Below are 26,250 nucleotides of genomic sequence, written 5' to 3'. Positions count from 1 at the left end.
ATGCTAATTATAACCTTTTATGTACCTACTCGAATTACCGAGTCTGTGATCATTTTAGCCTAACAGGTTTAGCTGTATTTTATCCATAAGCGCATGCTGTTTTATAAGTTGCTTGGCTTTTTCAATGTCCGGCGCGAAATAGCGATCTTTGTCGTAAAAAGGCACTTGCTTTCTTAGCAACTGCATTAATTCCTGCAGCTTTTCACTCGTTGTTAACGGTTTTCTAAAATCTAAACCTTGGCAGGCCGCTAACCATTCAATGGCTAAAATGCCCGCTACGTTGTCAAAAATGTCTCTTAATCGCCTTGCCGCAAATGTAGCCATAGACACGTGATCTTCTTGGTTAGCAGACGTAGGCAAAGAATCGATGGATGCTGGGTGCGCCAAGGTTTTATTTTCACTAGCAAGTGCCGCACAGGTAACCTGTGCGATCATAAACCCTGAGTTTACCCCACCGTTTTCAACTAGAAATGGCGGTAGACCGCTTAAGTGAGTATCTATCATTAGCGACATTCTGCGCTCTGACAACGCACCAATCTCAGACAGCGCGATAGCCAACATGTCTGAGGCCATCGCCACCGTTTCTGCATGGAAATTTCCGCCAGATAAAATATCGCCATCGGTCGCTTCTCCAACACTTGAACTATCGCCGCTTTCTACAAAAACTAACGGGTTATCGCTAACGCCATTAGCTTCCGTCACTAAAATGTCTTGAGCGTAGCGCATTTGCTGTAAACAAGCGCCCATTACCTGTGGCTGGCAGCGCAGCGAATACGGATCTTGTACTTTTTCACACCTTTGATGTGAATTGCCAATCTCTGAAGTATCTAGCAATGCTCTAAAAGCCGAGGCTACATCGCATTGGCTTTTATGGCCGCGCACCTCGTGAATGCGCGCGTCGAAGGGCACGCGAGAACCTAACGCGGCTTCAACCGTGAGCGCGCCAATACCGATAGCACTGTGAAGCGCATTTTCAGTGTAAAATAGCCCCTGAAGTGCAAACGCTGTTGATGCCTGTGTACCGTTTAATAGTGCTAAGCCTTCTTTAGGTGCCAACGCAATTGGCTCCATGCCCGCTATTTCCAATGCTTTAGCCGCACTTATACGTTCACCTTTGTAGAAAGCTTCCCCTTCTCCTAAAAGCACTACACTCATATGTGCTAAAGGCGCTAAGTCTCCACTAGCCCCTACCGACCCTTTTTCAGGAATGGCAGGGTAAACCTGTGCGTTAAACAAGGTAATGAGCGCTTCTATTACGCTTAAACGGATTCCCGAATAACCGCGGGCCAGCGAGTTTATTTTTAACAGCATGAGCAGGCGCACAGTATCTTCTTGCATAAAGTCGCCCGTGCCGGCCGCATGCGATAGCACAATACTGCGCTGTAATAACTCTAACTCGTCAACATTAATACGGGTATTAGCCAATAACCCAAAGCCGGTATTGATACCGTACACGGTTCGATTTTCTTCTATGACGTTAAGCACTACTTGCTCGGCGGCGTTTACGGCAGGTATCGCACTTTCCACCAGCGACAAGTGAATATGGTTTCGATGCACTTCTCTTAACTGTTCTAGGGTCAGTGTGCCAGGCACCAGCACTAACTTTTTAATACCGTCTTGCTCAGTGAAAAAAGACATCTGGGACATGATTACGCCTCCCCGTCTAAGCTTTGGTGTGAGCTATTTTGGAGTGAACTATAATTTGAACCTTCATTGCCAGCCCCTCGATTATTAGCCACGGAATTTACCATAGGAAGGTCAAGGTTATGTTTGTCCGCACAATCTTTCGCAATGTCATAGCCTGCATCGGCATGACGCATTACGCCTGTGGCGGGGTCGTTATGAAGCACTCGAGCAATACGTTCGGCCGCTGCATCTGTACCGTCACAAACGATAACCACGCCTGAGTGTTGGCTGAAGCCCATTCCTACACCACCGCCATGATGAAGGCTTACCCAAGTTGCACCACCCGCTGTGTTTAATAGCGCGTTTAATAAAGGCCAGTCCGAAACCGCATCTGAACCATCGAGCATGGCTTCAGTTTCTCTATTTGGTGACGCTACCGAACCAGAGTCGAGATGATCTCGACCAATCACTACTGGTGCGCTTAGCTCACCACTGCGCACCATTTCGTTAAAGGCAAGCCCAAGCTTTTGTCTTTCACCTAGTCCAACCCAGCAAATACGCGCAGGCAGGCCCTGAAACTGAATGCGTTCCTTGGCCATATCTAGCCAGTTATGTAGATGCGGGTTATCGGGTATAAGCTCTTTAACTTTAGCGTCCGTTTTATAGATATCTTCTGGGTCGCCAGATAAAGCAGCCCATCTAAAGGGGCCAATACCCTGACAAAACAGCGGGCGAATATAAGCGGGTACGAAACCTGGGAAATCAAAAGCATGCTCAACGCCTTCTTCCAGCGCCATTTGTCTAATGTTGTTGCCATAATCGAGCACTGCCGCGCCCGCCTGTTGAAAGCCCAGCATGGCTTTAACCTGTAATGCCATCGACTCTTTCGCTTTTTTAATCACGCAAGCTTCGTCTTTTATACGCTGCGCCTCGGCTTGATCTAGCGTCCACCCCACAGGTAGATAACCATTCAGCGGGTCGTGAGCACTGGTTTGATCGGTTACGACATCTGGAATGATCCCGTTTTCTAGCATATCGGGAAATACCTCAGCAGCATTGCCGAGTAAGCCTATTGAAACTGGTTTCCCGTCTTGCTTAGCCTCATCTAGCAAGCCCATAGCTTCTTCTAACGAATGCGCTTTTTTGTCCAGATAGCCCGTTCGAATTCTGAAATCTATGCGGGTTTCATCAACTTCCACTGCCACCATTGAAAAGCCAGCCATGGTAGCCGCAAGTGGCTGTGCTCCACCCATACCGCCTAAGCCGCCCGTTAAAATCCAGCGCCCATTAGCGTTGCCGTCAAAATGGGTTTTGGCCACGCTCACAAAGGTTTCATACGTGCCTTGCACAATACCTTGCGAGCCTATGTATATCCACGACCCTGCCGTCATTTGCCCGTACATCATCAAGCCTTCTTTATCCAGCGCGTTAAAGTGCTCCCAGTTAGCCCAGTGCGGAACAAGGTTAGAGTTTGCAATTAATACTCGAGGTGCGTTTTCATGGGTTGGAAATACGCCGACCGGCTTGCCTGACTGGATAAGCAATGTTTCGTCAGTATTTAAGCGCTTAAGCACTTCAACAATTTTGTCGTATGACGCCCAATCTCGGGCCGCTCGCCCAATGCCGCCGTAAACTACCAAGTTTTGTGGATGTTCCGCCACTTCTGGATCCAGGTTATTCATTAACATGCGAAGCGGCGCTTCGGTTTGCCAACTCTTTGCGTTTAACGTATTTCCTCTTGGGGCACGAATTTCTCTTGTAGGGTCGAGGCGTTTCATAAACTTCTCCTAGGCATCTTTTTCTTTTACTGAAATATTAGTGTTATAAGAATCAGTATCTTTATAAAAAGCGCCTTTAGAATTAGCGTCTTAGGCGCGTTTACACTTAAAAATCCAAGTGCCCTCCCAGTCGGTATCTACTGCCAGGGTGGAACAGCACGGCGTGGCTAACCACAGCGGCTGACCCTTTTCCATTCCCCGTCCCACGGGAAAATGTCCTTCGAGTAATCTTTAGGCAAGGTTCTTTAGGCTTTATCAGTAACGCTTGTGCAATATCTTTTTCAACAATTACAGCTTCAACGCTGTGGTCCGCCTGAGAAAGCGGCGCGACTTGGTTCAGATAGAAGTTTGCGGTTTGCGCTTTAAAATCCTTATCTAAGTAGTCGTTAATCCAAGCTGGGTTGACCCACCTGTCTTCATACTGAACGGGCAAATTGTTCTCACAATGAACGATAATGCTGTGAAATACAGGCTCTCCTACATCAACGGCTAGGCGCTGTGAAATAGCATCACTGGCAGGTGCAGTTTCAAGCACCAATATCTCGTTAGTGTATCTATGCCCCCGCCGCTCTATTTCATCGCGAATACTTTTGATTTCTAACATTGAACTCATAGGGCGGCTGTCTGACACAAAAGTGCCTATTCCCTGACTGCGCATCAAAATACCCTCATCCACCATTTCACTTAACGCACGCCGCGCTGTCATTCGGCTAACACCATGTTGCTGGGCAAGTTGGTTTTCTGAAGGCACCTGACTACCCGGCTTCATTTCACCGCTTTCAATGGCATCCAAAATTGCCGTTTTGATAATCCTGTATCGAGGTTGCATATCGTGAGTTCACAACTAAATTGTTAATAATATGATAACAGCATACTTGTATATACAAGTATGCACAAGTACACTGATTTTAAAAATCTTCACCACCTATAAGTGAAAGCTCTGAACAGAGCTAGGTAAAAAGTTAGATAAAAGATGGCATTGAGTGGAGCACATTATGGGTTATCAGTACGACACGCTTATTTACAACGTTCGCATTGCATCTATGCAGGAAAGTGAGCAGCCTTATGGCGAATTACCGCCACACGCCATTGCCATAAAAGACGGCAAAATTGCTGCACTAATTCCCTGCGATAATTCACTGAGCGAAGTGCTTAAGCAAGCCAAAAACGTACTTGATGCCACTACGCTTATTTCTCAAGATGAAGGAGCAAACGCCAAGCACCCATGGTTATTGCCTGGATTCATCGATTGTCATACTCATCTAGTGTACGGCGGTAACCGCGCTGAAGAGTTTGAGATGCGTTTGCAGGGAGCAAGTTACGTTGACATAGCCCAGCAAGGCGGCGGCATTAAAGGTACAGTGGAAAAAACGCGATGTGCTGATGAGCGCACTTTGCGTAATACCGCGATAAAGCGAGCAAAGCGACTATGCGAAGAAGGTGTTACCACCATTGAAGTAAAATCAGGATACGGATTAGACTTAGACACTGAAGCGCGCATGCTACACGTGGCTAAATCCCTTGAGCAGCACCTTCCTGTGAGTATTAAAACTACCTATTTAGGCGCTCACGCCCTGCCAAATGAATTTACTGAGGACCCAGACGGGTATATTGATTTTATTTGCGACGAGGCACTGCCTCATATTGCTTCGCATAACTTGGCTGACGCCGTTGATGTATTCTGTGAAACTATCGGCTTTTCAACTTCACAAACAGAACGGGTGTTTAGCTGCGCGCAGCAGCACGGTTTCCCCATTAAAGCTCATGTAGAGCAGCTTAGCGACAGCAAAGGTGCAGTTCTAGCAGCTAAGTACGGCGCACTATCGGTAGATCACATCGAACACTTAGCTGACAGCGACATCCCCTTACTTGCCCAAAGTGGTACCGTTGCAGTATTGCTTCCGGGCGCGTTTTATTATCTAAGTGAAGTGCAAAAGCCGCCGGTAAATGCACTTCGGGCCCACAATATTCCTATGGCGATAGCGACAGACTTCAACCCTGGCAGTTCGCCATTAGCCTCAATCCTTACCGCGATAAATATGGGGTGTGTGCTGTTTCAACTTACGCCAGAAGAAGCGCTACGCGGCGCCACTGCACACGCGGCGAGCGCACTTGGGCTGCACGACCGAGGTGTTATTGAAACAGGTAAGCTTGCAGACTTAACACTGTGGGATATCGAAACGCCGGCAGAGCTCGCCTATTGTATTAATGGCCACCGCCCCGTTGCGGTGTTTAAGGAAGGTAAACATGTTTAAGTGGCAAGGCAGAATAGACAGCGAAGATGGTGCTGAAGGCTTGCGCTGGCATCAAAAAGTTAACGAAATTAAGGATGCTGAAGATAGCGCCTTGACCAACACTATTACTCTTGTTGGTTTTGAAAGTGATTTGGGTGTGGCATTTAACAAAGGCCGCGTAGGTGCAGCCGCGGGTCCAAACGCTATTCGCCAAGCACTTGCAAACTTGCCCTGGCACTGGCCAAGCGCAGGATTGGCTGATCTAGGGAATGTTACCGCTAAAGAGAACTTAGCCCAGGCACAAACCCAATATGCCGACGCCATTTGTTATGCGCTCAAGCAACATGATGGTTTGGTCGTTGGGCTGGGAGGGGGACATGAAATTGCATGGGGTAGCTATCAAGGGGTTTTCAATGCTAAGTCGAAAAGTGCCCGCATTGGTATTATTAATTTCGACGCCCATTTTGATTTAAGAAAGCCTTCACCAAACACCAGTTCAGGTACGCCGTTCAGGCAAGTTTATGAGCACTGCCAGCTACACGACACACCGTTTCATTACGCTTGTTTGGGCGTATCGAAAGCAGCCAATACACCAGCGCTGTTTAACTTTGCCAACACGTCTAACACGCATTATTTAACCGACGTGGCATTAAGTGATGAATCACTTTGTATGCAGCGCATAGATGAGCTGCTATCTCCCATGCTAAAAGACATCAATGAGCTTTACGTCACCATATGTCTAGATACATTCCCAGCAGCACAGGCACCTGGCGTTAGTGCGCCCAGTGCATTGGGGATTTCGCCGGCTCTTGTTATTAACACACTACACTATTTAGCACAGCACCAGCTTACTTACGGGTATCAATGGAGACTGTGTGACATTGCGGAAATGAACCCGAATTATGATATTGATAGCCGCACAGCAAAGCTGGCTGCACGGCTAATTTTTGAAGCAGTAGATGCAATAAGCTCGCACACTTGATGCGTTGAACATTTGCGTTTACTTGCCAACCGCCCTTTCACACGCAGCGGCGGTAAACAAGACATCGGTGGAGCTATTTAGTGCTGTTTCGGCAGAGTCTTGCAGTACGCCAACAATAAAGCCCACCGCAACCACCTGCATAGCGACTTCATTGGGTATATTAAACAGGCTACAGGCAAGCGGAATCAGCAATAGCGAACCGCCAGCAACACCTGAACTTCCGCATGCTGATACCGCAGCAATAACGCTTAACAGTACAGCAGTAGGAAAATCTACAGAAATACCTAAAGTATTAACCGCAGCTAGTGTAAGCACCGTGATGGTGATCGCAGCCCCAGCCATATTTATAGTAGCGCCTAACGGAATGGATACCGAGTAGGTGTCCTCATCTAGCTTTAAACGTTTGCACAACGCCATGTTAACCGGAATATTGGCGGCAGAGCTACGGGTGAAAAATGCCGTGATACCGCTTTCTTTTAAGCATTTAAACACCAGAGGGTACGGATTCTTTTTCGTTGCCAAAAAGACTAACAGCGGGTTGGTTACAAGTGCAATAAATAACATTGCGCCAATGAGTACCGTTAATAAATGGGAATATCCAAGCAAAGCTTCAAAGCCTGTTGTAGCAATAGTGTTGGCTACCAAACCGAAAATACCAAATGGCGCAAGCCTGATAACAAAACTCACTACGGTTGTTACGCTATCTGCCATATTTTGCAGCAGTGCTTTCGTTGCCTCGCTAGCGTGTCGAAGGCCTAAACCTAGACCTACAGCCCAAGTAAGAATACCGATGTAGTTTCCATTTACTAGCGCATTCACCGGGTTATCCACCATGTTATAAAGCAAGGTGGTAAGCACTTCCGACACCCCTTTTGGTGCAGCTTGGCTAATGTCAGAGGTCACTAAACTTAAACTTGTGGGAAAAGCGAAGCTTGCCAATACGGCAGTAAGCGCGGCCAGTAACGTGCCTAATAAATACAGCACAAGTACAGGTTTGATAAAGGTTTGCTCGTTTTGCTTGTGATTGGCAATTGACGCCATGACCAAAACAAACACTAATAGAGGAGCAATCGCTTTTAGGGCCTTTACGAATAAGCTCCCCAACAGCCCTGCTGATTGGGCGGCAGACGGTGAAAAACTCGCGATCGCAATACCACATACAATACCGATGATAATTTGCAGTACCAAACTGCCATTCATGTAGCGCTGAAACAGGCTAGAGCGTGACGTTGAATCCATAAATGCTGGTCCATTATTATTTTTGACGACGCACCATAATGTATTACGCGCAACAAATGAACCTGTTTAGTCTTAGTTACTTGCAAATTACCGTATGCTTGCCGTTTATGAGGGTTTACATGCCTTCAAGTATCTTTTGCGTATAAGACGTCCACTCGTAAATAGGGATCTCTTCGTCAATATAGTAGTCTGGCTGAATGCCTACTCCATCAATGGCCATGTGGGGGATGCGCAAACTTTTGGTTAAACTGTAATGCAAAGTAAAAGCACCGCTCGGTGAATCAGTTTGATACATGTTTGAGATATCGAGCACACCCGCAGTGGTCTGCCCAAATAGCTTTACTTTTTTGCTTTGTTTAGCCGCCAGCAAGAACTGCTCAGCGGTGCTACCATTACTTGAATCAACAAGTACGCCTATACTTTTTGGCAGAGGTTCAATTTTATCAAATTTCTCTACCGTTACATCTTCACCAATATTGATGTAGCTACCAATGTGTTGCTGAAGAATGTCATATCCGTCTTTAGCCCACTGCTTTTCTTCTTCACTGAAATGAGGGTTTTGCAAAAAGCCGAGCATTCTAGAGTTGTTAAGCTCGGTTGATAAGTATTCCACGCCTACAGTGCGAATAGGGTTGGTGTATAAAATTGGTAGCAAAGAAGCATAGCTTGCATCACTACCACCACCGTTTCCTCGGATGTCGATAATGAGGTTTTCGGTTTTTAAAATCTTGTCTAGGTGCTTAGCAATTAGCGCGTCGATATCTTTTTTGAAGGCATGGTTGAAAGACGGTATGCGAACAAGCACTGTGTTCTCAGAAATTCTCTTGAATAGCGGGGCTTTTGCACTAAGTAGGCGCACATAACGCGTTACTTCAGGCGATGATTCTTGTCGCGGTTCCTGACGCGACATAACGATAAAGCTATTTCCCAGTACCACATGATTGTTACCTAAGAACGTCATGGTCTCTATTTGTCGGGCGGAGTGATCCCCCATCAAAAACGTTACTTTTGCGGCATTGTTGTCTTCAGGGTCGTTAACGATGAACTTTACTTGCCCTGCCTTCCATGACGGATTGGTACTTTCAACGATATAGCCTTTATGGACATTGCCTTCTTTTTTTAAGGCAACCGTATAGCTGGAAAATTGCCAAATACCCTCAAGAGACTCATCACTTTTAGTTTCTAAATGCTGCTTAAATGCCGATAAATCGAAATCATGCACTGCCGATTCGCGTACCGTTTCCTCTGAACCATTCGTATTTAGTACAAGACCAACATGCCCCTTGCGAAAAAACGTAAGCCAGTCGCTAAGCACACTTTGGCATTGCGCTTCGTTCTTCGCGCTTTGTACCCGAGCCAAGATGGCACTATTGTGGGCGGAATAAAGGTCCTGACCTTTTTGCTCAACAGAATATTGAAAGCCGGCATCGTTATTTTCGAACGTCTCTTTTAGCCATTCAAACTCACTTTCACACTGAAAGGTACTACCAAACGAACAGAAAGAGGCGACAAGAGGAAATATTGCAAATCGTTTCACTATTTATGATGTCCATATCTACATTTAGGAAGAATAAAGTATCATAAAACCATGATCTTGCGAGCATTTACCAAGCACATACTTGTAAGCAAACGTTTTAGCTACTAATTCCTAAGCGGTGAGTTCATCCCACCGCATAAGGTTTTTCTAGTGCACTTAACCCCACACCGTTGCGTTTAATCACTTTAAGCTGCGTAGGAATACGCTCTTTCATGGCTTCAATATGGCTTATCACGCCAATCATTTTTCCACTGGCATTTAGGTTGTCTAGTGCATCAAGGGCAACATCTAACGTTTCTGCATCAAGGGTGCCAAAGCCTTCATCCAAAAACAGTGAATCGATACTGGTTTTGTGGCTGACTAGGTCAGATAACGCCAAGGCTAGTGCAAGGCTTACCAAAAAGCTTTCTCCGCCAGATAGGGTTTTGGTATCTCGCACTACGTCACCTTGCCAGGTGTCTAATACACTTAAACCCAACCCTTCTTTTTCTTTTCGCATTAGCTGGTAGCGACCGTGTAATTTATCAAGCTGCTGATTAGCAAGCTGCACTAGGTTATCTAAAGTAAGCCCTTGAGCAAAACGTCTGAATTTGTCGCCGCTGGCCGAACCAATTAACGAGTGCAGGTAAGTAATATCATCATAATACGCCTCAAACGCGGCCATCTCATCCACAAGCTGCTGCTGCCTTTCGCGGGCTTGATTGTTAGCACTTAGTTGCTGCTCAATTTGCCCTAAAGAAGATAACAGGGTGTCACGCTGCTGAGCTTGCTGGGTAATTTTCGTATCGAGCCACTGTGCACCGTGCTCTTCTAACTCGCTCTGCCACTGCCCTGCATCAGCATGGGCTTTTAGCGATTGTTCGGTTGCTAGCGCATTCTCCAGCTTTAAGTCTGCTTGTTGTTTTTGCTGCGTTAGTCGCTGTTGTAGTTCAAGCAGGGTGTTACGGGTTTCTTCGTCTAACAGGGCATTGCTAAACGCGTGCTCGTCGACAAATGGGCTGCTCGCCAACTGACGGCTAAAGTGCTCTGTTGCCTCCGTAAGTGCTTGCTCTTTTTCGCGCATTTGCTCATTAAGCTGGGCAATTTCGGCTTCTAAACGAGACAAAATAGTGTCTGTTTGTTGCAAGCGAGATTTGCATTCACTTACGTTTTGCTCAGCCTTTTCTTGGGCAGCGCTTGCCTTATTCCTTGTTTCAGCAATATTGCCTTCAGGGAATACAGTTGTGCGTGAGTTTCGCAGCGTCTTTAAACTATTATCTAGCTGCACAAGCTCTTCGGATACGCCCTTAAGCTGGTTCTCAGCGCTTTCGACATCACGATTGACCACAAGCAAGGTGCTACTTACCTCTTGCAACTCATCTTTAAGTTTGGCGTGTAGCTGATAATTGTGTTTATAGGTTTTAAGCGCTTCGGCTTTTTCATTTAACCACGTGGTAATTCCATCAATAGACAGGTTGTGAATGTCAGCACCGTGCGCCGTCATAGTCTCGCTGAGCGCTAAAATACCATCGTTAACCCCTTTTGTTTTATTCTCTAACTCTGCACTATGTTCGGTAAATTGCTTTTCCAAGGTTTCGCGCTGCTGCAGAGAAACTGCAAGTTCTGACTGTTTGGCTTGTAGCAACTGTTGCGCTTCATTTTTAGCCTGCAATGCAGCATTTAGAGCTTGCTCGTACTCTTCTAAACGCGTTAATTGGGCACTAATATCATCAAGACGAGTTTTAAACTGCTGGGTAAATTGAGCGACGCTTTGCGATGTATTAATGTCGACCTTTTCAAAACTCGATATATCAGCGCTAAGTACGCTTGAAATCTGCTGCCACTTTTCTAGCAGCGTATCTCGTTGCCCGCTTGCCTGTTCTAGCTGCTTATTAACCTGAGCAAGAGTGAATTCAGTGTGTGTAACGCTTTCTTTTGCCCGCGCCCCTTGCTGCTCAATATCATCTAACTGCTGCTTTAAGCTATCTCGCTTTTGAATAGTTTCAGGTACATCAATCGCCACGCTAGACGTGGTGTGTTCGTTAGCCCCACAAACAGGGCATGGCTCGCCACTTTTTAACTGTGCGCGCAGGTGCGCCACTTCAGTATCCAGGGCGATAAGCGATTCTATATCTTTTAAATTACTACGAATTTGCCTGTAAGCATCAACCAAGGCTTGGCGGTCAGATTGCTGCTGCGCTAGTTGCTTCGCCAAGTCTTCTTTCTGCGAGCTAAGCGCTACTTTGTCTTGCTCTAGTGCCAAATATTGCTGTTGAATATGCCCTATCTGTAACACGTTATCCCAATGTTGAAGTTTGGTATCCCGCTCTTTCTGAAGGCTTGCTTTGCTGGTTGCATTAGCACTATTAGTATCACTTGGTTTGTCAGATAGCGCGGCCTGAAGTGCCTTTTCGCAATTGGCTACTTGCGCGTTTTTGTCATCGAAGGTCTGCGTTAACGCGCTCAACGACGCATTTGTTTTTACGATAGCTTCATCTAGGGATGAAAGCGCCTGACGATGATTCTTTACGCTTTGTGTCAGTGTTTCTAACTGCTTTTTATCATGTTCAATATGACGCGCCGTTTCACTCCAACCACTTATAAATTCTGCCATGCCGCTAAGTGAATGATGTTCACTCAAGTAAGCTTCCAGTTCACCAAGCTTGGTCTTGTTATCTGCCGAAGCGTTTTCAATTTCTGTGCGCTTTAGCGTTAACGCGTTTATTGACTGCCTTAAAAGTGCCGCGTTTTCGTTTGCTTTTTGCTGTTCAGTAGTGAGCTGCGCTATTTGGTTATCTAGCGGAACTACCTGCTCATTTACGCGCTTTTCAAGCTCACTGCTTTGTTGCTTTGTAAGAACTAACGCTTGTTCAGCATTGGTCACTTCCAAACTGAGCTGTGCCTTTTGCGTTTTTAAGTCGGGCAGCTGGGCTGCTTTCTCTTCAAGTTTTTCTTTATAGCGGGTTACATCTTGCTGAAGCCCATTTCTTTGCAAGAATGGCAGGCGAAGCTTTTCAGCTGGCTCGCTTTGGGTGAGGAGTTCAAGCTCATGCTTCGCCTCATTGATGGCGTTATTCGCGCTCTGCTGCGCTTCACTGGCTTCTTTTATGGTTAGCTCGTTTGTGTTAAACGCATGTTGCCACTGCTGTTGCTTTTGTAACTGAACAAGTGTTTGGTTAGACGCTGCGACTTGGATCTTGGTTTGTGCGTGCTCTTCTTCAAGCTGGGTGATTTGCTCGTCGCTAAGCAAGGTTACGCCTTCTAGCTTTATCGCAAACTCTTTTTTCTTTTGTTTAGCGTCACTGAATTGCTGATGTACTGCCTGTGATATCTGCCCGTAAATTTCGGTGCCAGTTAACTCTTCAAGCAGCTCAGCTCGGTCGGCCTCGTTAGCATTTAAAAACGCAGCAAAATCCCCTTGCGACAACATCATAGACTTTGTGAAACGGGCAAAATTAAGGCCAGTCAGCTTTTCGATCTCTTCGCTTTTCGGCCTAACTTGGGTGGCCAATACCTTGCCGCTTTCAACTTCGGCAAGCTCAACATCGGCACTTTGCAGGTTACCGTCTACTTTTCCTCTGGCACGGCGCATACTCCAAAACGCACGGTATGCTTTCCCCTTAATATCAAACTCAACCTCCGCCAAACACTCCGCCGTGCCGCGGGTCATGATGTCGTTGTTAGATGTTGAAATTGGCCCCAAGCGAGGGGTTTGGTGATAAAGCGCTAAACAAATGGCATCAAGCAGCGTGGTTTTACCCGCCCCGGTTGGGCCTGTGATAGCAAACAGGCCATTGTCGATAAACGGCGACTGGGTGAAATCTATTTTCCACTCCCCTTTTAGGGCGTTTAGGTTTTTAAGGCGTAAGGTCAATATTCTCATTGTATTACTCGCCTTTGTTGTCTGTCGTGTTTGCCAATGATGCCTCTATTGGCGCTTCAGCATCTTCATCATTGGTATGCACCCGCTCTACTGCTTCATTGAACAGCTGCCTTATCCGGTTTATGCGTGGAGCGTTTTTCTCTGAACCGGCTTCTTTCGTTTCTTCGGCGCTTTGATCATCATCTAGCAAAGCTTCTTGTGCCGACTCACCCGTTGGATTATCTTCTATGCTCTCCAGTGCCAAACGCGCTTCAAACACATCGTTTACCGATAGTTCGCTAAGCTGGACGTTTTGCTTTTCCGTTAAGCTATTTACCGTGGGCTTACGTTTGCGTTTTAGCTGAAGAATTTCAGCGTTTTTACCCTCTAACAAGGCTTGTATACGCTGCTGCAAATCGGTTAGGTAGTCCTCTGTTTCAACTTCAATGCATAACCACACAGGGTCTTGAGGACTAATGGCGTTATCCGTTACGCTAAGGGGTTTATTTACCTCGCTAAGGGCTTTATCCACTTCGCTAACGGCATCACCTGTTTGAGAAGAAGCTAGCGCGATGGCTTCGCTTTCATTAATGGCCGCCTCAATCGCTTGTAAATCGCCTTTTAAGACTTCCATCGCTTGAAAGCGCGGTACCGGAAGCGTTGAGATAGTTGGCGTTGTGCTTTTAGATTCAAACGTTATCAACACTACTTGCTTTTGTGTGTTTAGTTCATCAAAGCTTAGCGGTATTGGCGAGCCTGAGTAGCGAATGTGTTCGGTTTTAGCCACTTTTTGTGGCCTGTGAATATGCCCAAGTGCAATGTAATCGGCGGGCGGAAATCCTTTGGCGTCAAAGCCTTCAAGGGTGCCAATGTAGATATCGCGTACACTCTCTGACTGACTCACGCCTAAAGCGGTTAAGTGCCCTGTAGCGATAATAGGAATGGCTGCGCTATTTTCGCTGCCCTCTTCTACATGCTGTTCCTCTACCCGCTTTTCTTCTATTGAGGCGCGCAGTGACAGGGCTTCATTATAAAGCGCTCCATAATGCTGCTTTATCGCATCGCCCAGCGCTTGACGCTTGTCAGTGGCGCTTTGCCCTGCTTCACTGACCAGCACATCACGTGGGCGAATAAAGGGTACGGCACACAATACGGCACCGGGCAGCCCCTTGCGATCATTCAGCGTAATGACTTGTTCACTTAATTCGCCGTATGTACTGGCAATTACGTGGCTATTTAAGTATTTCAGTAGCGCCTTACTTTCGTTCAACACCGATACCGAATCGTGATTTCCCCCCAGCACCACCAATGTACACTGCATGCCCTGTAATTCACCGATAAATGCATGGTAGAGCTCTCTGGCATAGCTAGGCGGCGTACCCGTGTCAAACACATCACCCGCAACAATAATCGCATCTATTTGATGCACTTCTACTTGTTGAAGAAGCCATTTAAGGAAAGCGGCATGTTCGTTTTTGCGACTTTTCGTAAAAAAACTCTGACCTAAGTGCCAGTCAGATGTATGCAATATTTTCATGTAGAAGTGAACCAGACTTGTTGCATTGGAGATAGAGAAACGCATTTGGCGCAATGGCGCTGCTGCTATGGAGTGTCGATGTTAATCAACGCACCGTACATCAACTATAGAGATTTTGTGTTTTTATGACAATGGTTTGGAACTTCGATTGCCGGTCTTATTTTTTTCCTTGGCCTCGTTTATTTAAAACCAAAGGCGTCGCAAAGGATACCAGATGAAATAACCTAGCTTGGGCAATCTGCTAGACGGTAAAAGAAACAATCAAACAGGCTGATAAATATTATCCCAATACTCATCAAGTATTTTCACGGCATCATTAAGCGCACGCGCAACAAAAACATCGCCGTTTTGTTCGACTAGTTCCATGTCCACCAGCTTAGTAATAGCATCGGTAACGTCGAAGTCGAGCGCACAATCAAGCTCTTCTGAAAAGTAATTTTCTATAATGTTATCAAGCGTTGCTAATGTCATTCCACCAACGGCAATCTCCCGCTCTGCACGCACCGCGCAAAATGCAGCATCACCTTCTACGGACACTTCACTACATTTAAGCAAGAACGTATAAGCCAACAAAGCTTCTTTGCAGTCTTCTTCCTCTGCAGCGTCAATTAACGTATGAAATACACCTGAATTGTTATCTAAATTCTTAAAATAAAGATTGTCAGACAAAGCTTTCATAAAACGTATTTTTCGGTTTTTAAACTTTGTCCATTCCTTAAAGATAAAGCTGCCGAATACACCCATGCCAATACCAAAAGTGATTAGGCTTTGCTTAGTCAATTCCACTTCTTCGTTTTTAAAGCCCAGCCAAAACGCCAAAAAGGACGCCATAAGAAGTAGCGACGCGCCTAACTTAGTTACCAAGACGACGGTGCCGCCTATTGCAGCCGATGCACTTATAATTAACTTATCGAGCGGACGCATTTTGACTTCGCTATTGGGAAACAGCATCTCCAAGTCTGCTTTAGGTACGTTTTGGAAAAGCTTTACTATGGTGGAGCCAGGTTTAAAGGTGACTGGCGTTTGCCCTTTCTCTTTGAAGTAGGCTTCATCTTTAAAAGTGATATAAACGGCCACTTTGTCGTAGTTGGTAAATGACACCTGCTTTCTTAGCAACCCGAAAAAGGTACGTACAGTTTCCGTTTTTATAGACTCCCCCCGGCGATAAAACACCACATTTTCAAAGTCATTGAAACTTACCGCGAGACGCACCTTGAACAAGGATTCCTCATTCAGCGCAGCTTCCAAATCATCATCTGTGACTTTCTCAAAATTAGCTGCGTTTAAGAGGCTGGCAAACCCTTTGGCAAACGCTTTTTGGTTCTGTTTGCGTACCCTTTCATCTGAAGGCTGCAATTCACGTGTGTCTTTATTTGGATCGAAATGGCTATAACTGTTTTTCAACGCCTCTAATTGTTCATGGTACTGGTAGTGTATACGGCTGACCAACAACGTAGAGAAAGTGCGAAAACCCGCAGAATCGTAAGAGAGTAACCCCTCACATAAATTAGCGACATCGCGTTTACGAAAAGGAATAAATCGTTCTAATGGCATCGGGTGGTCTTATCAGTTTTATTAATTCTTGCTCAATGCGGATAGTTACTTCACTGTAATAAAAACACAACCATTCTTGGCGGAATTAAGCCCAATGTATAATACGTAAAGCGTGAAATCCGTCTAATGTCTAAACGAAATATTTCTTCAACATAGATAATCTATACTACACCTATTCAAAACTGTGCATATAACTTCAGGAGACGTTATGTTCGTATCAAGCTCTCGATACAATAATGACATATCGGCTCTTAGGGATGAGAGTCAAGGTTTGCTTGGTACGCTGGATGCGTTTAAAAATAATATGGCTTACGCCATCTACAGTACCGATGGACAGTGCACCTTTGCCTCTCCAACATTACTTTCCATTTTAAATTATCCAAACTCCACAGTAGCATCTTTTTCCCATGCTGCGATGCGCGTGGAAGGTATTGAAACCGAATCTCAATACAAGACGTTTTGGCAACAGCTCGTCAATGGTGGCAGTTTTAGCGACACTGTTGCTAGAAAGTCAGCACTTGGTGAAACCAAATGGCTTAAAGCAAGCTATGTTACTGTGAATAGAAATGGTAGTGTGGAAATACACGCTATTTATCATGATGTTACTGAGCACGAACAAGCGTACTTCGAAGGTAAAGCAGTCACTGATGCGCTAAACAAATCGATGGCGGTTATCGAATTCGAGCCTGACGGCACTATTATTACAGCAAATGACAACTTCACTGCTACAGTCAAATACAGTTTGTCTGATATTCAGGGCAAACACCACCGCATGTTTTGCCGCGATAAGTTCTATCAAGAAAACCCTACTTTTTGGGATAACCTTGCTCGCGGAAATTTCTCTTCAGGCCAGTTTGAACGAGTAGATGCACACGGTAATGCATTGTGGTTAGAAGCAACCTACAATCCCGTGTTCGACGCTTCAGGTCGAGTAGTGAAAGTGATTAAATTCGCATCTAATATCACCGATGCAGTGAATGAGAAAGATGCCATTGCACAAGCAGCTGAATTAGCAGTATCAACCGCCGAAGAGACTTCACAAATTGCTGCTGATGGCGCCTCTTCCTTACAGCGCAGCGTAGAAACTTTCGACGTTGCTCTTTCAGAGGTTGAAGAGACCAATCTACTCATGCACGAGCTCAGTGAACAGTCGCTTAAGATTGAAACCATCGTTACGACCATTAGTGGTATTGCTGAGCAAACCAACTTGTTAGCGTTAAATGCTGCGATTGAAGCAGCACGAGCTGGCGATCAAGGCAGGGGGTTTGCCGTGGTTGCAGATGAAGTGAGACAGCTTGCACAACGCACTAGCGACTCGACGGTAGAAATAGAGAGCGTGGTTGCAGAAAACAGAAAGCTTGCCGACAAGTCCACTAAAAAAATGGCAGGCGTAAAAGATAGCGTAGACCAAAACAGTCAGCAAATTGCGCAAGTGCAAAGCATCATTGATGAAATTCAAAAAGGCGCATTAAATGTATCTGAAACGGTTTCGGGTATATTGCGTTAAGAACAATCACACAAACCAAATGGTGCTGTCGATTATTGGCGGCTCCCTTTTTTTGAGAAGCCGAGTGCGTTGTACCTTGCTATTGTCTTAGCTTACAATGTGCCGATGACTTATCCCGTTCCCGCTAAACAGGTTGAAACCCTGTACGAAATCAAAAAAAGTAAATTCATTGCTTGCGCTGGCTTTGCCAACTCTCGCGAAAGTGCAATGGCGCTTTTGGAAAGCGTTAAACAGCAGTATCCCGACGCAAGACACCACTGCTGGGCTTATGTTTTTGGCAACCCTAACTCGCCAAGTAGCGCGGCTATGGCCGATGACGGCGAACCTAGCGGCACAGCAGGAAAGCCCATATTGAATGTGCTTCAGCACAAAGATATTGGCGATATTATGGTTATTGTTACGCGGTATTTTGGCGGGATTAAATTAGGTGCAGGAGGCTTGGTTCGCGCGTACTCCGCAGCTGCTCAGCAAGCCATTGACGCTCTTGAAATAAGACAAGAAATTAAGCTAGAAGCACTTAGCGTGGCTATCGACTTTAAACATGAACAGTTCGTACGTCACTTGGTAGAACAAGCCAAAGGTAAAATTGCCAATTGCAACTATGGAAGCAGTGTACAAATAGATGTTGAGCTACCTTTAGATGCACTGGGTGACTTTAGAAAGCAGATGGCGCCCATTGCTTTTTCAGTATCTGCTAAAAACGAGTAAGCTCAAAAATATTAAAAGGCCTGAGTCCGATACAATATCGAAATCAGGCCTTGGTCGCCGTTTAAAAAATGAATCCAACTGTGGGGGTCATTTCATAAACACTAGAGCCTTACTTTTGAACGACATATCACTATTACTGACTCGTAATCTTAGCCTTTAAACGTACCGCGAATAGGATAGTTATTCTCTGGGTTGCGAATAAACTCTAGGCCAGATACTAGCTGCTCTAAGTCCGGACGAACAAAAGGCGCGTTAGCAATTTCAGCAATATGAATCTCGTTATCACCGTTAAGCACAAACAAGGCTGGTTCTGCAAAGTTATGATCCGTTTCTTTTTCTGAGCGAGGCTCGGAAATATACAAACCTAGCTTATCCATATCACTTTGCGACAATCCGTACGCAATGGGAAAGTTTATCGACAAGTCATCCAGATGCGCTTCTAGCTGGTCTTTACTGTCGCCACTTACTGCAACAACATCAATATTAAGCTCACGTAGTCGACCTGTGAAATCTTCAAGTTTGTTTAGGTATTTAGTACAAATCGGGCAGTGCTTACCACGGTATACCACCACCATTTTCCAGTCACATCCGTCGCCCTTGTCTGCCAGTGATATAGTTTCACCAGTTGATAGCGTCACTTTTACTTCAGGAAAAGTAGTAGCTGGGTGCATCTTTTGTGTATACATAAAAACTCCTTAACGATTAATTCAAATCCTTCAGCGTGCGCCTAGCAAATAAGTTACTTAGCTGCACTTGAATTACACTAGGTAAACGACACTAGGTAAACGTTAATACGCTTGTCCTAACTTTAAGATCGCCCTTTTGAACAATCGTTCAATTCTTTTTGTATAAGTATTACTCGTGGTAGAAATAAAAAAGCAGCGCCTAATGCGCTGCTTTACCTGTTACTCACTTAACAGAAAGACTGATGATCAATTCACATAGCCTTCATTCGCTTTCACAGTTAGTGGGTGATAGCCCGACTTGGCTTCTTCAAATGCGCGTTTTGCAAAGGCTTTGCCTTCTGGCGTTTTTGAAAGCTCACGATAAAGCGGCTTAACCAGTTTATTTCGACCTATCGAAACCAGATAACTATATAAACGTTCAAACGCAGGCTGATAGTTATTCTCTACTGCGATCATTAACCAGCTATGCGCAATTTCGTTGTTTTTCGTCGAGGTCAATGAAAACGCTGAATCAAGTTCAGCGAGCTGGGCTTTGCTTAACGTTTCAGGCATGTTGTTTAAGAAATATAACCACTCATGTACAGTCCACTGTGCTGTTTCAATATCCGCCGCTTTCACATCGCCTGAAAGCCAAGCGCTTCGCGTATCATCGATTTTAGTAAAAGCATCAGATTCTGGCTGCGGTGCATCTTTTGGAATACCAGGTTCAAAGATCCAAGTATGAATTCGCTCTGCGTCTAGCTTATCTGGGTACTGCTTCAATAACGTATCGTCTAAGTAGGAAATAAATGTATCGGTGGTAATACTCTTAAAGGCAAAGTCTTTGAAGTATTGCATCAAGAACGCGTCGAAGTTCTCTCGACCAATCTTTTGTTCAATTTCACGTAAGAACAGTGCGCCTTTTTCGTAGGGAATATTAGAGAAAACGTCGTCTGGGTTACGGCCTCGAAGGTCGATGGCAAGGATTTCATCATTCTCATCTAGGGCTGCAATATCGTTCTCTAAATCTTGATAACCCAGCACGGCTTCTTTCTTGAAGCGATCGTGGCCGTAGATCATTTCCATAATCCGGTAAGTTAGATAAGTCGTGAAGCCTTCGTTTAACCAAAGGTCGCGCCATGTAGCATTGGTGACGGTGTTACCAGACCAGCTATGTGCCAGTTCGTGAGCTATTAACGACACCAAGCTTTTATCCCCTGCGATAACCGTTGGCGTGATGAACGACAAACGAGGGTTTTCCATACCGCCAAACGGGAACGACGGCGGGAGAATAAGAAGGTCGTAACGGTCCCACTGGTAAGGTCCATAGGTTTCTTCTGTCACTTCTAACATCGCCTCAGTGTCTTCAAATTCTTTCGCTGCACTTTCAAGTAGCGCAGGCTCAGCATACACGCCGGTTCGCTCGCCCATGGCTTTAAATTCTAAATCACCTATGGCCAACGCAATAAGATACGAAGGGATAGGTTGCGGCATGGTGAACTCATATTCTCCATCGCGCGCAGTGGTAGGGTCGTTCGACGCACTCATCACCGCCAATAGCGCTTCAGGTGTTTTAAAGGTTGCGTCATAAGTTACCCGTACTTGTGGAGAATCTTGAAGCGGAATAAAGCTTCGCGCATGCACTGCTTGTGCTTGAGTGAAAAGGAACGGGTGCTTTTTACCCGCAGTTTGCGCTGGCGTTAGCCATTGTACGCCAGACGCGTCAGGCGAGGTTGAATACGCTACCGTCACCGAGTCTGCCGCGCTAGGTAGTGTAATTGTAAGAGGCGTACCTAAATCAGCGTCCGTCTCCCCCATTTCAAAGGGCACGCTTTCACCATCAACCGTAACGCTTTGAATATTTAAAGCGCGCGTATCTAACACCAAGGTATTGTTGTCGGGCTTTTCACGCTTTACATCAAGCGTTACGTCGCCAACAAGCTGCTTGGTCTCAAAATTTGCAGTTAAGTTTAGGCTGAGATGGGTAACCCGAACCTCATTAGGGTTCGCGAAGGAGTGATAATCTACCCCAGAGGCAATGGCTGCATCGGCGTGATTTTCTACCGAAGCTGTTTTTGCTTCAGTGTTTGAATCTGAGCTTACGCTGACGGCTTGATCATTGTCTGTCTTGGCTGCGTCTACATTGCTGTTATCGCTGCACGCAAACAATACAGGCGCACATACGAACGTAGCCAGTAATCCGTATTTTTTCATATAACTTCCTAAAGGATGATTGATACAAACTCAGTGTATCAATCTGTTATATGACTGGCGAATCTAATTCAATAAGCACGCCCGCTACGGCGGGCGTTATTATCTGTGTTTATTGGCGTTTATTGGCGTTAACAGCTAAACCAATTGAAGTGAAATTAGGCTAAGCTAATATCTATTTCAATATTGCCACGAGTCGCATTTGAATATGGGCATACTTGATGGGCAGTATCGACTAAGCTTTGTGCTTGTGCTTTGTCCATATCACCTAAATCTACCGTTAGTTTAACCGCTATAGCGAAACCTTGCTCGATAGGGCCAATTGAAACGTCGCCCGTTACGCTAATGTCATCAGCTAGCTTTACCTTTTGCGATGCTGCTACATGCTTTAACGCCCCAATAAAGCACGCTGAATAGCCTGCCGCAAACATTTGCTCAGGGTTAGTACCTTCACCGCCAGCGCCACCTAGCGCCTTAGGGGTAGACAATTTAAGGTTTAAATTACCATCGCTAGATTTTGCTGTACCTTCGCGACCGCCGGTTGCTGTTGCGGTTCCGGTATAAACGACTTGTTGAAGCTTATGCATAGTTGCTCTCCTCAATAATGAACTGCTAATTTACTTTGCATGCAAAATAAATTAGCACTGAACTCAGTTGCAGATCAAGTATTTTGTATGCAAAATATAAATGACGTTCAGAGACTAGTAACAATAAGGGTTAAGTGTCATGTCAGAATTATTAAAGTTGGAAAATCAGCTTTGTCATCGTTTTTATACGCTGTCGAATGCATTCACTCGCGCTTATCGTCCACTTCTTAAAGCGTTAGATATTACCTACCCTCAATACGTAACTTTAATGGCCCTTTGGGAAACCGATGACATCACTATTGCTGAGCTTCTTGAAAAAACAGTGATTGACGGTGGTGCCATGTCTTTGATCTTAAAAAAGCTTGAAGAAAAAGGCTTTTTAGTCGTGAATAAAGATGAGGTCGACAAACGCGTTAAGCGTGTACAACTGACCAAAATGGGTAAGGAGCAGAAAGCCGTAGCAGAAGAAGTGCCCGCGCAAATGCTTTGCAAGTTCAATGGTATGACTACAGAAGAAAGTCGCACATTAAAACACCTTCTGGATAAATTGGGCGGCTGCTTCGAAAACACCGATATATAAATTCCTTTGTAATCTTATCGTCATCAGACTATCAACGTTTTCTGTTAATATTTTCATATTGAGCGAACAAGTGTGCGCTATAATTGTCGTACATATGCAGATAGATAAATAAGAGGTGTGCATATTTCTACTGATTACAAAACAGGAGACGTGATGACAGACGTAAAGGAACAAACGAAAGCTATTTCTGCCAAAGCTTACTCCGTTTTAGAAGAGTGGTTGAATAGTATTACTCACGGTATTGGCTTTATAGCGGCTATCGTGGGTTTAATATTTATGCTGTACCGCGCTGAAGATACATTAGCGCTAACCACAGCCGCCATTTACGGCTCTACCCTCATTCTCGTTTTTTTAAGCTCCACGCTTTACCATGCCATTTCGCACCAAAAAGCTAAGGGGTGGCTTAAGTTATTCGACCACAGTGCGATTTATTTATTGATAGCAGGTACTTACACACCTTTACTATTGGTTTCAATTGGTGGCGTCTTAGGTATTACCATGACCGCTATTATTTGGACCTTAGCGCTAGGTGGCGTCGCGTTTAAACTTATCGCTCAGCACAGGTTTCCAAAAGTGTCGGTAATGACCTACCTATTAATGGGATGGATTGCTCTAGGTCTTATTTACCCACTCTACGTCGCCCTGCCAGGCGCTGGACTCTGGTTACTGGTATCAGGTGGGCTGTGTTTCAGCGTAGGCGTGTGCTTTTACGTGGCAAAAAAGGTAAAGTACACCCATGCAATTTGGCATTTATTCGTAATTGGCGGATGCAGTTGCCATTACTTTTCTATTTATTATTTCGTCGTTTAACAAAAGGTTTTAGATAACGCAGCTATGCAAGACGCTGAGAAAAAAGAAGACAGCACAACAGCAAACCCGAATATCGCGTGGTTTTCACTACGCGCAGGTCAAATATGCTTGGGGAAAAAGCCCGTAGAAAGCGATTTTAAACGGCTTAAGTCACTGGGTGTTACCCATATTGCAACGGTGCAAACCAGTGAAGAAAAAGCTCCGGTTATTCGCGATAGCTCAAACGCGGCTGGGTTAGAATGGTTATGGGTTCCCTTTTTACACCCGTCGTCAGAGTCTCCCACCGAAGATGTACACCTTCATCAATATCTTCATGAGTTGTCTCAAATGTTGGCTGAGGGAGCCAAGATATATCTACACTGCGACGGTTCACAGCATCGCTGTAGTCTTTTGTTCTATGCGCTTTGCCACTATTGCCGCGTTCCATCTAATAGTGCTTACAATGCGCTGCACAGCTTTGGCGCTAGTGCGGCAAATAATCTTAAAAGATCCGAACTCACCTGGGCTGCAGAATTAGGGCATATCGCACCTAAAATGTAGGCTATAAAAAACGCGCGGCAATACGAAAACTGACCCGCGCGTTTTGCATACGCTAAATTTATTTCAACGTAGGCTTTGGCAGCAGAGGCGAGATGATTTCACCAATACGACGAAACAACTGCATACGCGTTGTGCCTGAACGCCATACTAACCCAATCTCTCTAAAGCCCTGTTCTTCGGCTGGGAAGCTTTTAAGTCCAGTGTGCTCAAGAATGGATTGATTGATCGCGAGCTCAGGTAAAAAGGTGTAGCCCATTTTGCTGTTCGCTAGTTGCACCAAGGTATACAGGCTGCTTGCCGCCACACTGCTAATTTGGTCGCTATGCTGAAGGTTACACGCGCTTACGGCGTGTCCTGTCATACAATGTTCTTGCTGTAATAAGAAAATACTCTTTTTAGGCAAGGTCGAAATATCCACTGGCTTAGGCAGTTGCTCGGCCATATCTTCGTGAGCGATGAGGTGGAACGGGTCGTGCCCCAAAACCATTTGTTTACACCCTGGGGTTTCCATTGGAAGCGCTAAGATCAGTAAGTCTAATCGGCCGTCAGTCAATTGCTGTAGCAGTTTTTCGGTGGTGTCTTCCTGCATCTCTAAATTGATCTCAGGTAGAAACGTAGAAAACGCACCCATCATGCCTTCAAACAAAAACGGTGCGATGGTAGGAATAACGCCTAACTTTAAGGTCCCTCGTTGCCAGTTGCCCGCGTTTTGCGCGTATTCAACTAGCTCACCGGCTTCTTGTAGCAGCACCTTACTGCGCTCAACAATATCTAAACCTAGTGAAGTAAACACAAACGTTTTGTGTTCACGTTCTAGAAGCTGACTTCCAAAATGTTCTTCTAAGTTCTGAATGGCCGTACTCAGTGTTGACTGACTTACATTACAGCGCTGGGCAGCACGATGAAAATGTTGCTCTTGATGTAGCGTCACCAAATAGTGCAGGTGCTTAAGATTAGGCCATTTCATGGATATCTCACAATGATTCAAAAAGGGATTAAAAAATATTGGATTAATCTAACATAAAGATTAAATACAGCCTAGGGCTGTTGCTTATGCTTAACCACACTCACAACCTATTATCTAGGGTTGCGTTTATTTATTCGTCCGTTTACTTCGTTTTATAAGAAGCTTTTAAGAATTTGCCATTCCCAACTGGAAAGCCTTTATAAGTAGCGTTAGGATTAAAGAAATGCATCAATTACCACATGTTTTTACAGCAAAGTAAGGCCCGCTCTTGTATCATTCAATCAATTAAGCGAACCACTATTGAGGGCAGTATGAAAGGACATTATAAAAACATTTTATGTGTGTTGAGCGACTCACATCGTCAAGATGACACAGTTGCTCAAGCACTGCATATCGCCAAAGCTCACCAAGCCTCGCTTACCATTATGCTTTCTCTCGAATCACTCCCGCCTAATGCGAGTATGGTCATGGAGTCATTCTCTTATGTGGACTCTCAACAAACCATGGAAACGCAAGCCCAGCTTTGGTTGAAGCAGCAGGCTGAAAGCTGGAGTAAACAATATGAAGTGTCGACAGCCGTAACGGTGGGGCACCCGTTAATTGATATCGTTCGCTATGTAATGAATAACGATATCGACTTAGTTATAAAGCGAGCAGAAGAGAGCTTTTTGGATAAACTGTTTGGCAGTTTGGATATGCAGCTGTTTCGCAAATGCCCCTGCCCTTTGTGGGTTATAAACCACAAACCTCGCAGCCAATACAAGAACGTAGTAGCCGCACTAGATCTTAACTATCATTACCCGAACCACGAGGTTTCAATAAGACGCGACCTTAACCGCGATATACTGCGACACGCTAGCCAAATAGCCTTATTAGAATTTGCCCAGCTGCATATTGTTCACGTGTTTGATGCGGTACCGGAAAATATAGCCAGAGATGGCTTTATTACCGTCGATAACGACAGAATGGAAACTGATCTAGCGAAAATTCACGCAGAGCGTGAAAAAGAATTAGAGAAGCTACTTTCTGAACTTTCTGGTGAACTCGATGACAATGTCTGGGAATACTTACAGCCTAAGAATCATATTGTACATGGTTACCCACGTCGAGAAATTGCAGCTACAACCACATCGTTAGATACCGATGTAATCGTTATGGGCACAGTATCTCGTCTTGGCGTGCCTGGCTACATCATGGGTGATACTGCCGAAGAAACTATTCACCAATTGAAGTGTGCTGTGGTAGGCGTTAAACCAAGAGGATTTGAATCGCCAATCTCACGAGATTGATAAGGTTAATCGGCTATCGACTTATACTAAAAGGCCGCGCTTGGTTAAAGCGCGGCCT

The 26,250-nt window shown here is 45.2% G+C and carries 20 protein-coding genes and 1 pseudogene; 9 read left to right on the top strand and 12 right to left on the bottom strand.

Going from position 1 to position 26,250, the window contains the following annotated elements; genetic code table 11:
- Nucleotides 1-54: 54 nt before the first annotated feature.
- The 3 genes from hutH to hutC all read right to left on the bottom strand — a co-directional run bounded on the left by hutH (nucleotide 55) and on the right by hutC (nucleotide 4,233).
- The gene (hutH, locus tag ACXAGK_RS02245) at nucleotides 55-1,647 is read right to left on the bottom strand and encodes a histidine ammonia-lyase (RefSeq protein WP_474853817.1); all 1,593 of its coding nucleotides are present in this window, start codon (nucleotides 1,645-1,647) and stop codon (nucleotides 55-57) included.
- 2 nt (nucleotides 1,648-1,649) lie between these two features.
- Complete coding sequence (gene hutU, locus ACXAGK_RS02240; RefSeq protein WP_474853815.1) at nucleotides 1,650-3,404, bottom strand: urocanate hydratase; 1,755 nt, start codon at nucleotides 3,402-3,404, stop codon at nucleotides 1,650-1,652.
- A 106-nt stretch (nucleotides 3,405-3,510) separates the two neighbouring features.
- The gene (gene hutC / locus ACXAGK_RS02235) at nucleotides 3,511-4,233 is read right to left on the bottom strand and encodes a histidine utilization repressor (RefSeq protein ID WP_474853813.1); all 723 of its coding nucleotides are present in this window, start codon (nucleotides 4,231-4,233) and stop codon (nucleotides 3,511-3,513) included.
- A 166-nt stretch (nucleotides 4,234-4,399) separates the two neighbouring features.
- Here hutC and hutI point away from each other — a divergent pair, with 166 nt between their 5' ends.
- Nucleotides 4,400-5,659: an imidazolonepropionase gene (hutI, locus tag ACXAGK_RS02230; RefSeq protein WP_474853811.1), complete on the top strand. Its 1,260-nt coding sequence runs from the start codon at nucleotides 4,400-4,402 to the stop codon at nucleotides 5,657-5,659.
- The gene (gene hutG, locus ACXAGK_RS02225) at nucleotides 5,652-6,620 is read left to right on the top strand and encodes a formimidoylglutamase (RefSeq protein WP_474853809.1); all 969 of its coding nucleotides are present in this window, start codon (nucleotides 5,652-5,654) and stop codon (nucleotides 6,618-6,620) included. The genes hutI and hutG overlap by 8 nt, the downstream gene beginning before the upstream one ends.
- Nucleotides 6,621-6,638: 18 nt before the next feature.
- On the opposite strand, the gene sstT is transcribed toward hutG, so the two are convergent.
- The 5 genes from sstT to ACXAGK_RS02200 form a co-directional block, all read right to left on the bottom strand.
- Nucleotides 6,639-7,859: a serine/threonine transporter SstT gene (gene sstT / locus ACXAGK_RS02220; protein ID WP_474853807.1), complete on the bottom strand. Its 1,221-nt coding sequence runs from the start codon at nucleotides 7,857-7,859 to the stop codon at nucleotides 6,639-6,641.
- A 115-nt stretch (nucleotides 7,860-7,974) separates the two neighbouring features.
- Nucleotides 7,975-9,396, bottom strand: coding sequence for a S41 family peptidase (locus ACXAGK_RS02215; protein ID WP_474853806.1), 1,422 nt, complete (start codon nucleotides 9,394-9,396; stop codon nucleotides 7,975-7,977).
- A gap of 124 nt (nucleotides 9,397-9,520) precedes the next feature.
- A complete protein-coding gene (locus ACXAGK_RS02210) occupies nucleotides 9,521-13,258 on the bottom strand; it encodes an AAA family ATPase (RefSeq protein WP_474853804.1) in 3,738 nt (1,245 codons plus the stop codon).
- A gap of 4 nt (nucleotides 13,259-13,262) precedes the next feature.
- On the bottom strand, nucleotides 13,263-14,774 hold the full coding sequence (sbcD, locus tag ACXAGK_RS02205; protein ID WP_474853802.1) for an exonuclease subunit SbcD: 1,512 nt from the start codon (nucleotides 14,772-14,774) through the stop codon (nucleotides 13,263-13,265).
- Nucleotides 14,775-15,035: 261 nt separating this feature from the next.
- Nucleotides 15,036-16,328, bottom strand: a complete 1,293-nt coding sequence (locus tag ACXAGK_RS02200) for a TMEM143 family protein (protein ID WP_474853801.1) — start codon at nucleotides 16,326-16,328, stop codon at nucleotides 15,036-15,038.
- A 208-nt stretch (nucleotides 16,329-16,536) separates the two neighbouring features.
- Here ACXAGK_RS02200 and ACXAGK_RS02195 point away from each other — a divergent pair.
- From ACXAGK_RS02195 to ACXAGK_RS02185, 3 genes and pseudogenes are all read left to right on the top strand, one after another.
- Nucleotides 16,537-17,301: pseudogene (locus ACXAGK_RS02195) on the top strand (PAS domain-containing protein); the annotation flags it as partial.
- Complete coding sequence (locus ACXAGK_RS02190; RefSeq protein WP_474854467.1) at nucleotides 17,302-17,835, top strand: methyl-accepting chemotaxis protein; 534 nt, start codon at nucleotides 17,302-17,304, stop codon at nucleotides 17,833-17,835.
- A gap of 105 nt (nucleotides 17,836-17,940) precedes the next feature.
- Nucleotides 17,941-18,543: a YigZ family protein gene (locus ACXAGK_RS02185; RefSeq protein WP_474853799.1), complete on the top strand. Its 603-nt coding sequence runs from the start codon at nucleotides 17,941-17,943 to the stop codon at nucleotides 18,541-18,543.
- 149 nt (nucleotides 18,544-18,692) lie between these two features.
- Here the strand turns inward: ACXAGK_RS02185 and ACXAGK_RS02180 are convergent, their stop codons facing one another.
- From ACXAGK_RS02180 to ACXAGK_RS02170, 3 genes are all read right to left on the bottom strand, one after another.
- On the bottom strand, nucleotides 18,693-19,229 hold the full coding sequence (locus ACXAGK_RS02180; RefSeq protein WP_474853797.1) for a peroxiredoxin-like family protein: 537 nt from the start codon (nucleotides 19,227-19,229) through the stop codon (nucleotides 18,693-18,695).
- Between the two features lie 246 nt (nucleotides 19,230-19,475).
- Nucleotides 19,476-21,422 (bottom strand): M1 family metallopeptidase, encoded by a 1,947-nt coding sequence (locus ACXAGK_RS02175; protein ID WP_474853795.1) that lies wholly within the window; start codon nucleotides 21,420-21,422, stop codon nucleotides 19,476-19,478.
- A 155-nt stretch (nucleotides 21,423-21,577) separates the two neighbouring features.
- Nucleotides 21,578-22,006: an organic hydroperoxide resistance protein gene (locus ACXAGK_RS02170; RefSeq protein ID WP_474853793.1), complete on the bottom strand. Its 429-nt coding sequence runs from the start codon at nucleotides 22,004-22,006 to the stop codon at nucleotides 21,578-21,580.
- 139 nt (nucleotides 22,007-22,145) lie between these two features.
- On the opposite strand from ACXAGK_RS02170, the gene ACXAGK_RS02165 reads away from it, so the two are divergent.
- From ACXAGK_RS02165 to ACXAGK_RS02155, 3 genes are all read left to right on the top strand, one after another.
- Entirely contained in the window at nucleotides 22,146-22,586 is a 441-nt protein-coding gene (locus tag ACXAGK_RS02165; RefSeq protein ID WP_474853791.1) for a MarR family winged helix-turn-helix transcriptional regulator, read from the top strand.
- Nucleotides 22,587-22,739: 153 nt separating this feature from the next.
- Nucleotides 22,740-23,396 carry a PAQR family membrane homeostasis protein TrhA gene (trhA, locus tag ACXAGK_RS02160; protein WP_474853789.1) on the top strand — a complete coding sequence of 219 codons (657 nt, stop codon included), beginning with the start codon at nucleotides 22,740-22,742 and terminating at the stop codon, nucleotides 23,394-23,396.
- Nucleotides 23,397-23,420: 24 nt separating this feature from the next.
- Nucleotides 23,421-23,936 carry a protein-tyrosine phosphatase family protein gene (locus tag ACXAGK_RS02155; protein ID WP_474853787.1) on the top strand — a complete coding sequence of 172 codons (516 nt, stop codon included), beginning with the start codon at nucleotides 23,421-23,423 and terminating at the stop codon, nucleotides 23,934-23,936.
- A gap of 58 nt (nucleotides 23,937-23,994) precedes the next feature.
- On the opposite strand, the gene ACXAGK_RS02150 is transcribed toward ACXAGK_RS02155, so the two are convergent.
- Nucleotides 23,995-24,903 (bottom strand): LysR substrate-binding domain-containing protein, encoded by a 909-nt coding sequence (locus tag ACXAGK_RS02150; protein ID WP_474853785.1) that lies wholly within the window; start codon nucleotides 24,901-24,903, stop codon nucleotides 23,995-23,997.
- A 311-nt stretch (nucleotides 24,904-25,214) separates the two neighbouring features.
- Here ACXAGK_RS02150 and ACXAGK_RS02145 point away from each other — a divergent pair, with 311 nt between their 5' ends.
- Nucleotides 25,215-26,192, top strand: a complete 978-nt coding sequence (locus ACXAGK_RS02145) for a universal stress protein (protein WP_474853783.1) — start codon at nucleotides 25,215-25,217, stop codon at nucleotides 26,190-26,192.
- The last annotated feature ends 58 nt before the right edge of the window (nucleotides 26,193-26,250 follow it).

It is taken from the genome of Alteromonas sp. ABM1_013 (genome assembly GCF_056160505.1).
The sequence above is the reverse complement of the archived record's forward strand: the minus strand, read 5'-3'. Positions and strand labels throughout refer to the sequence as shown.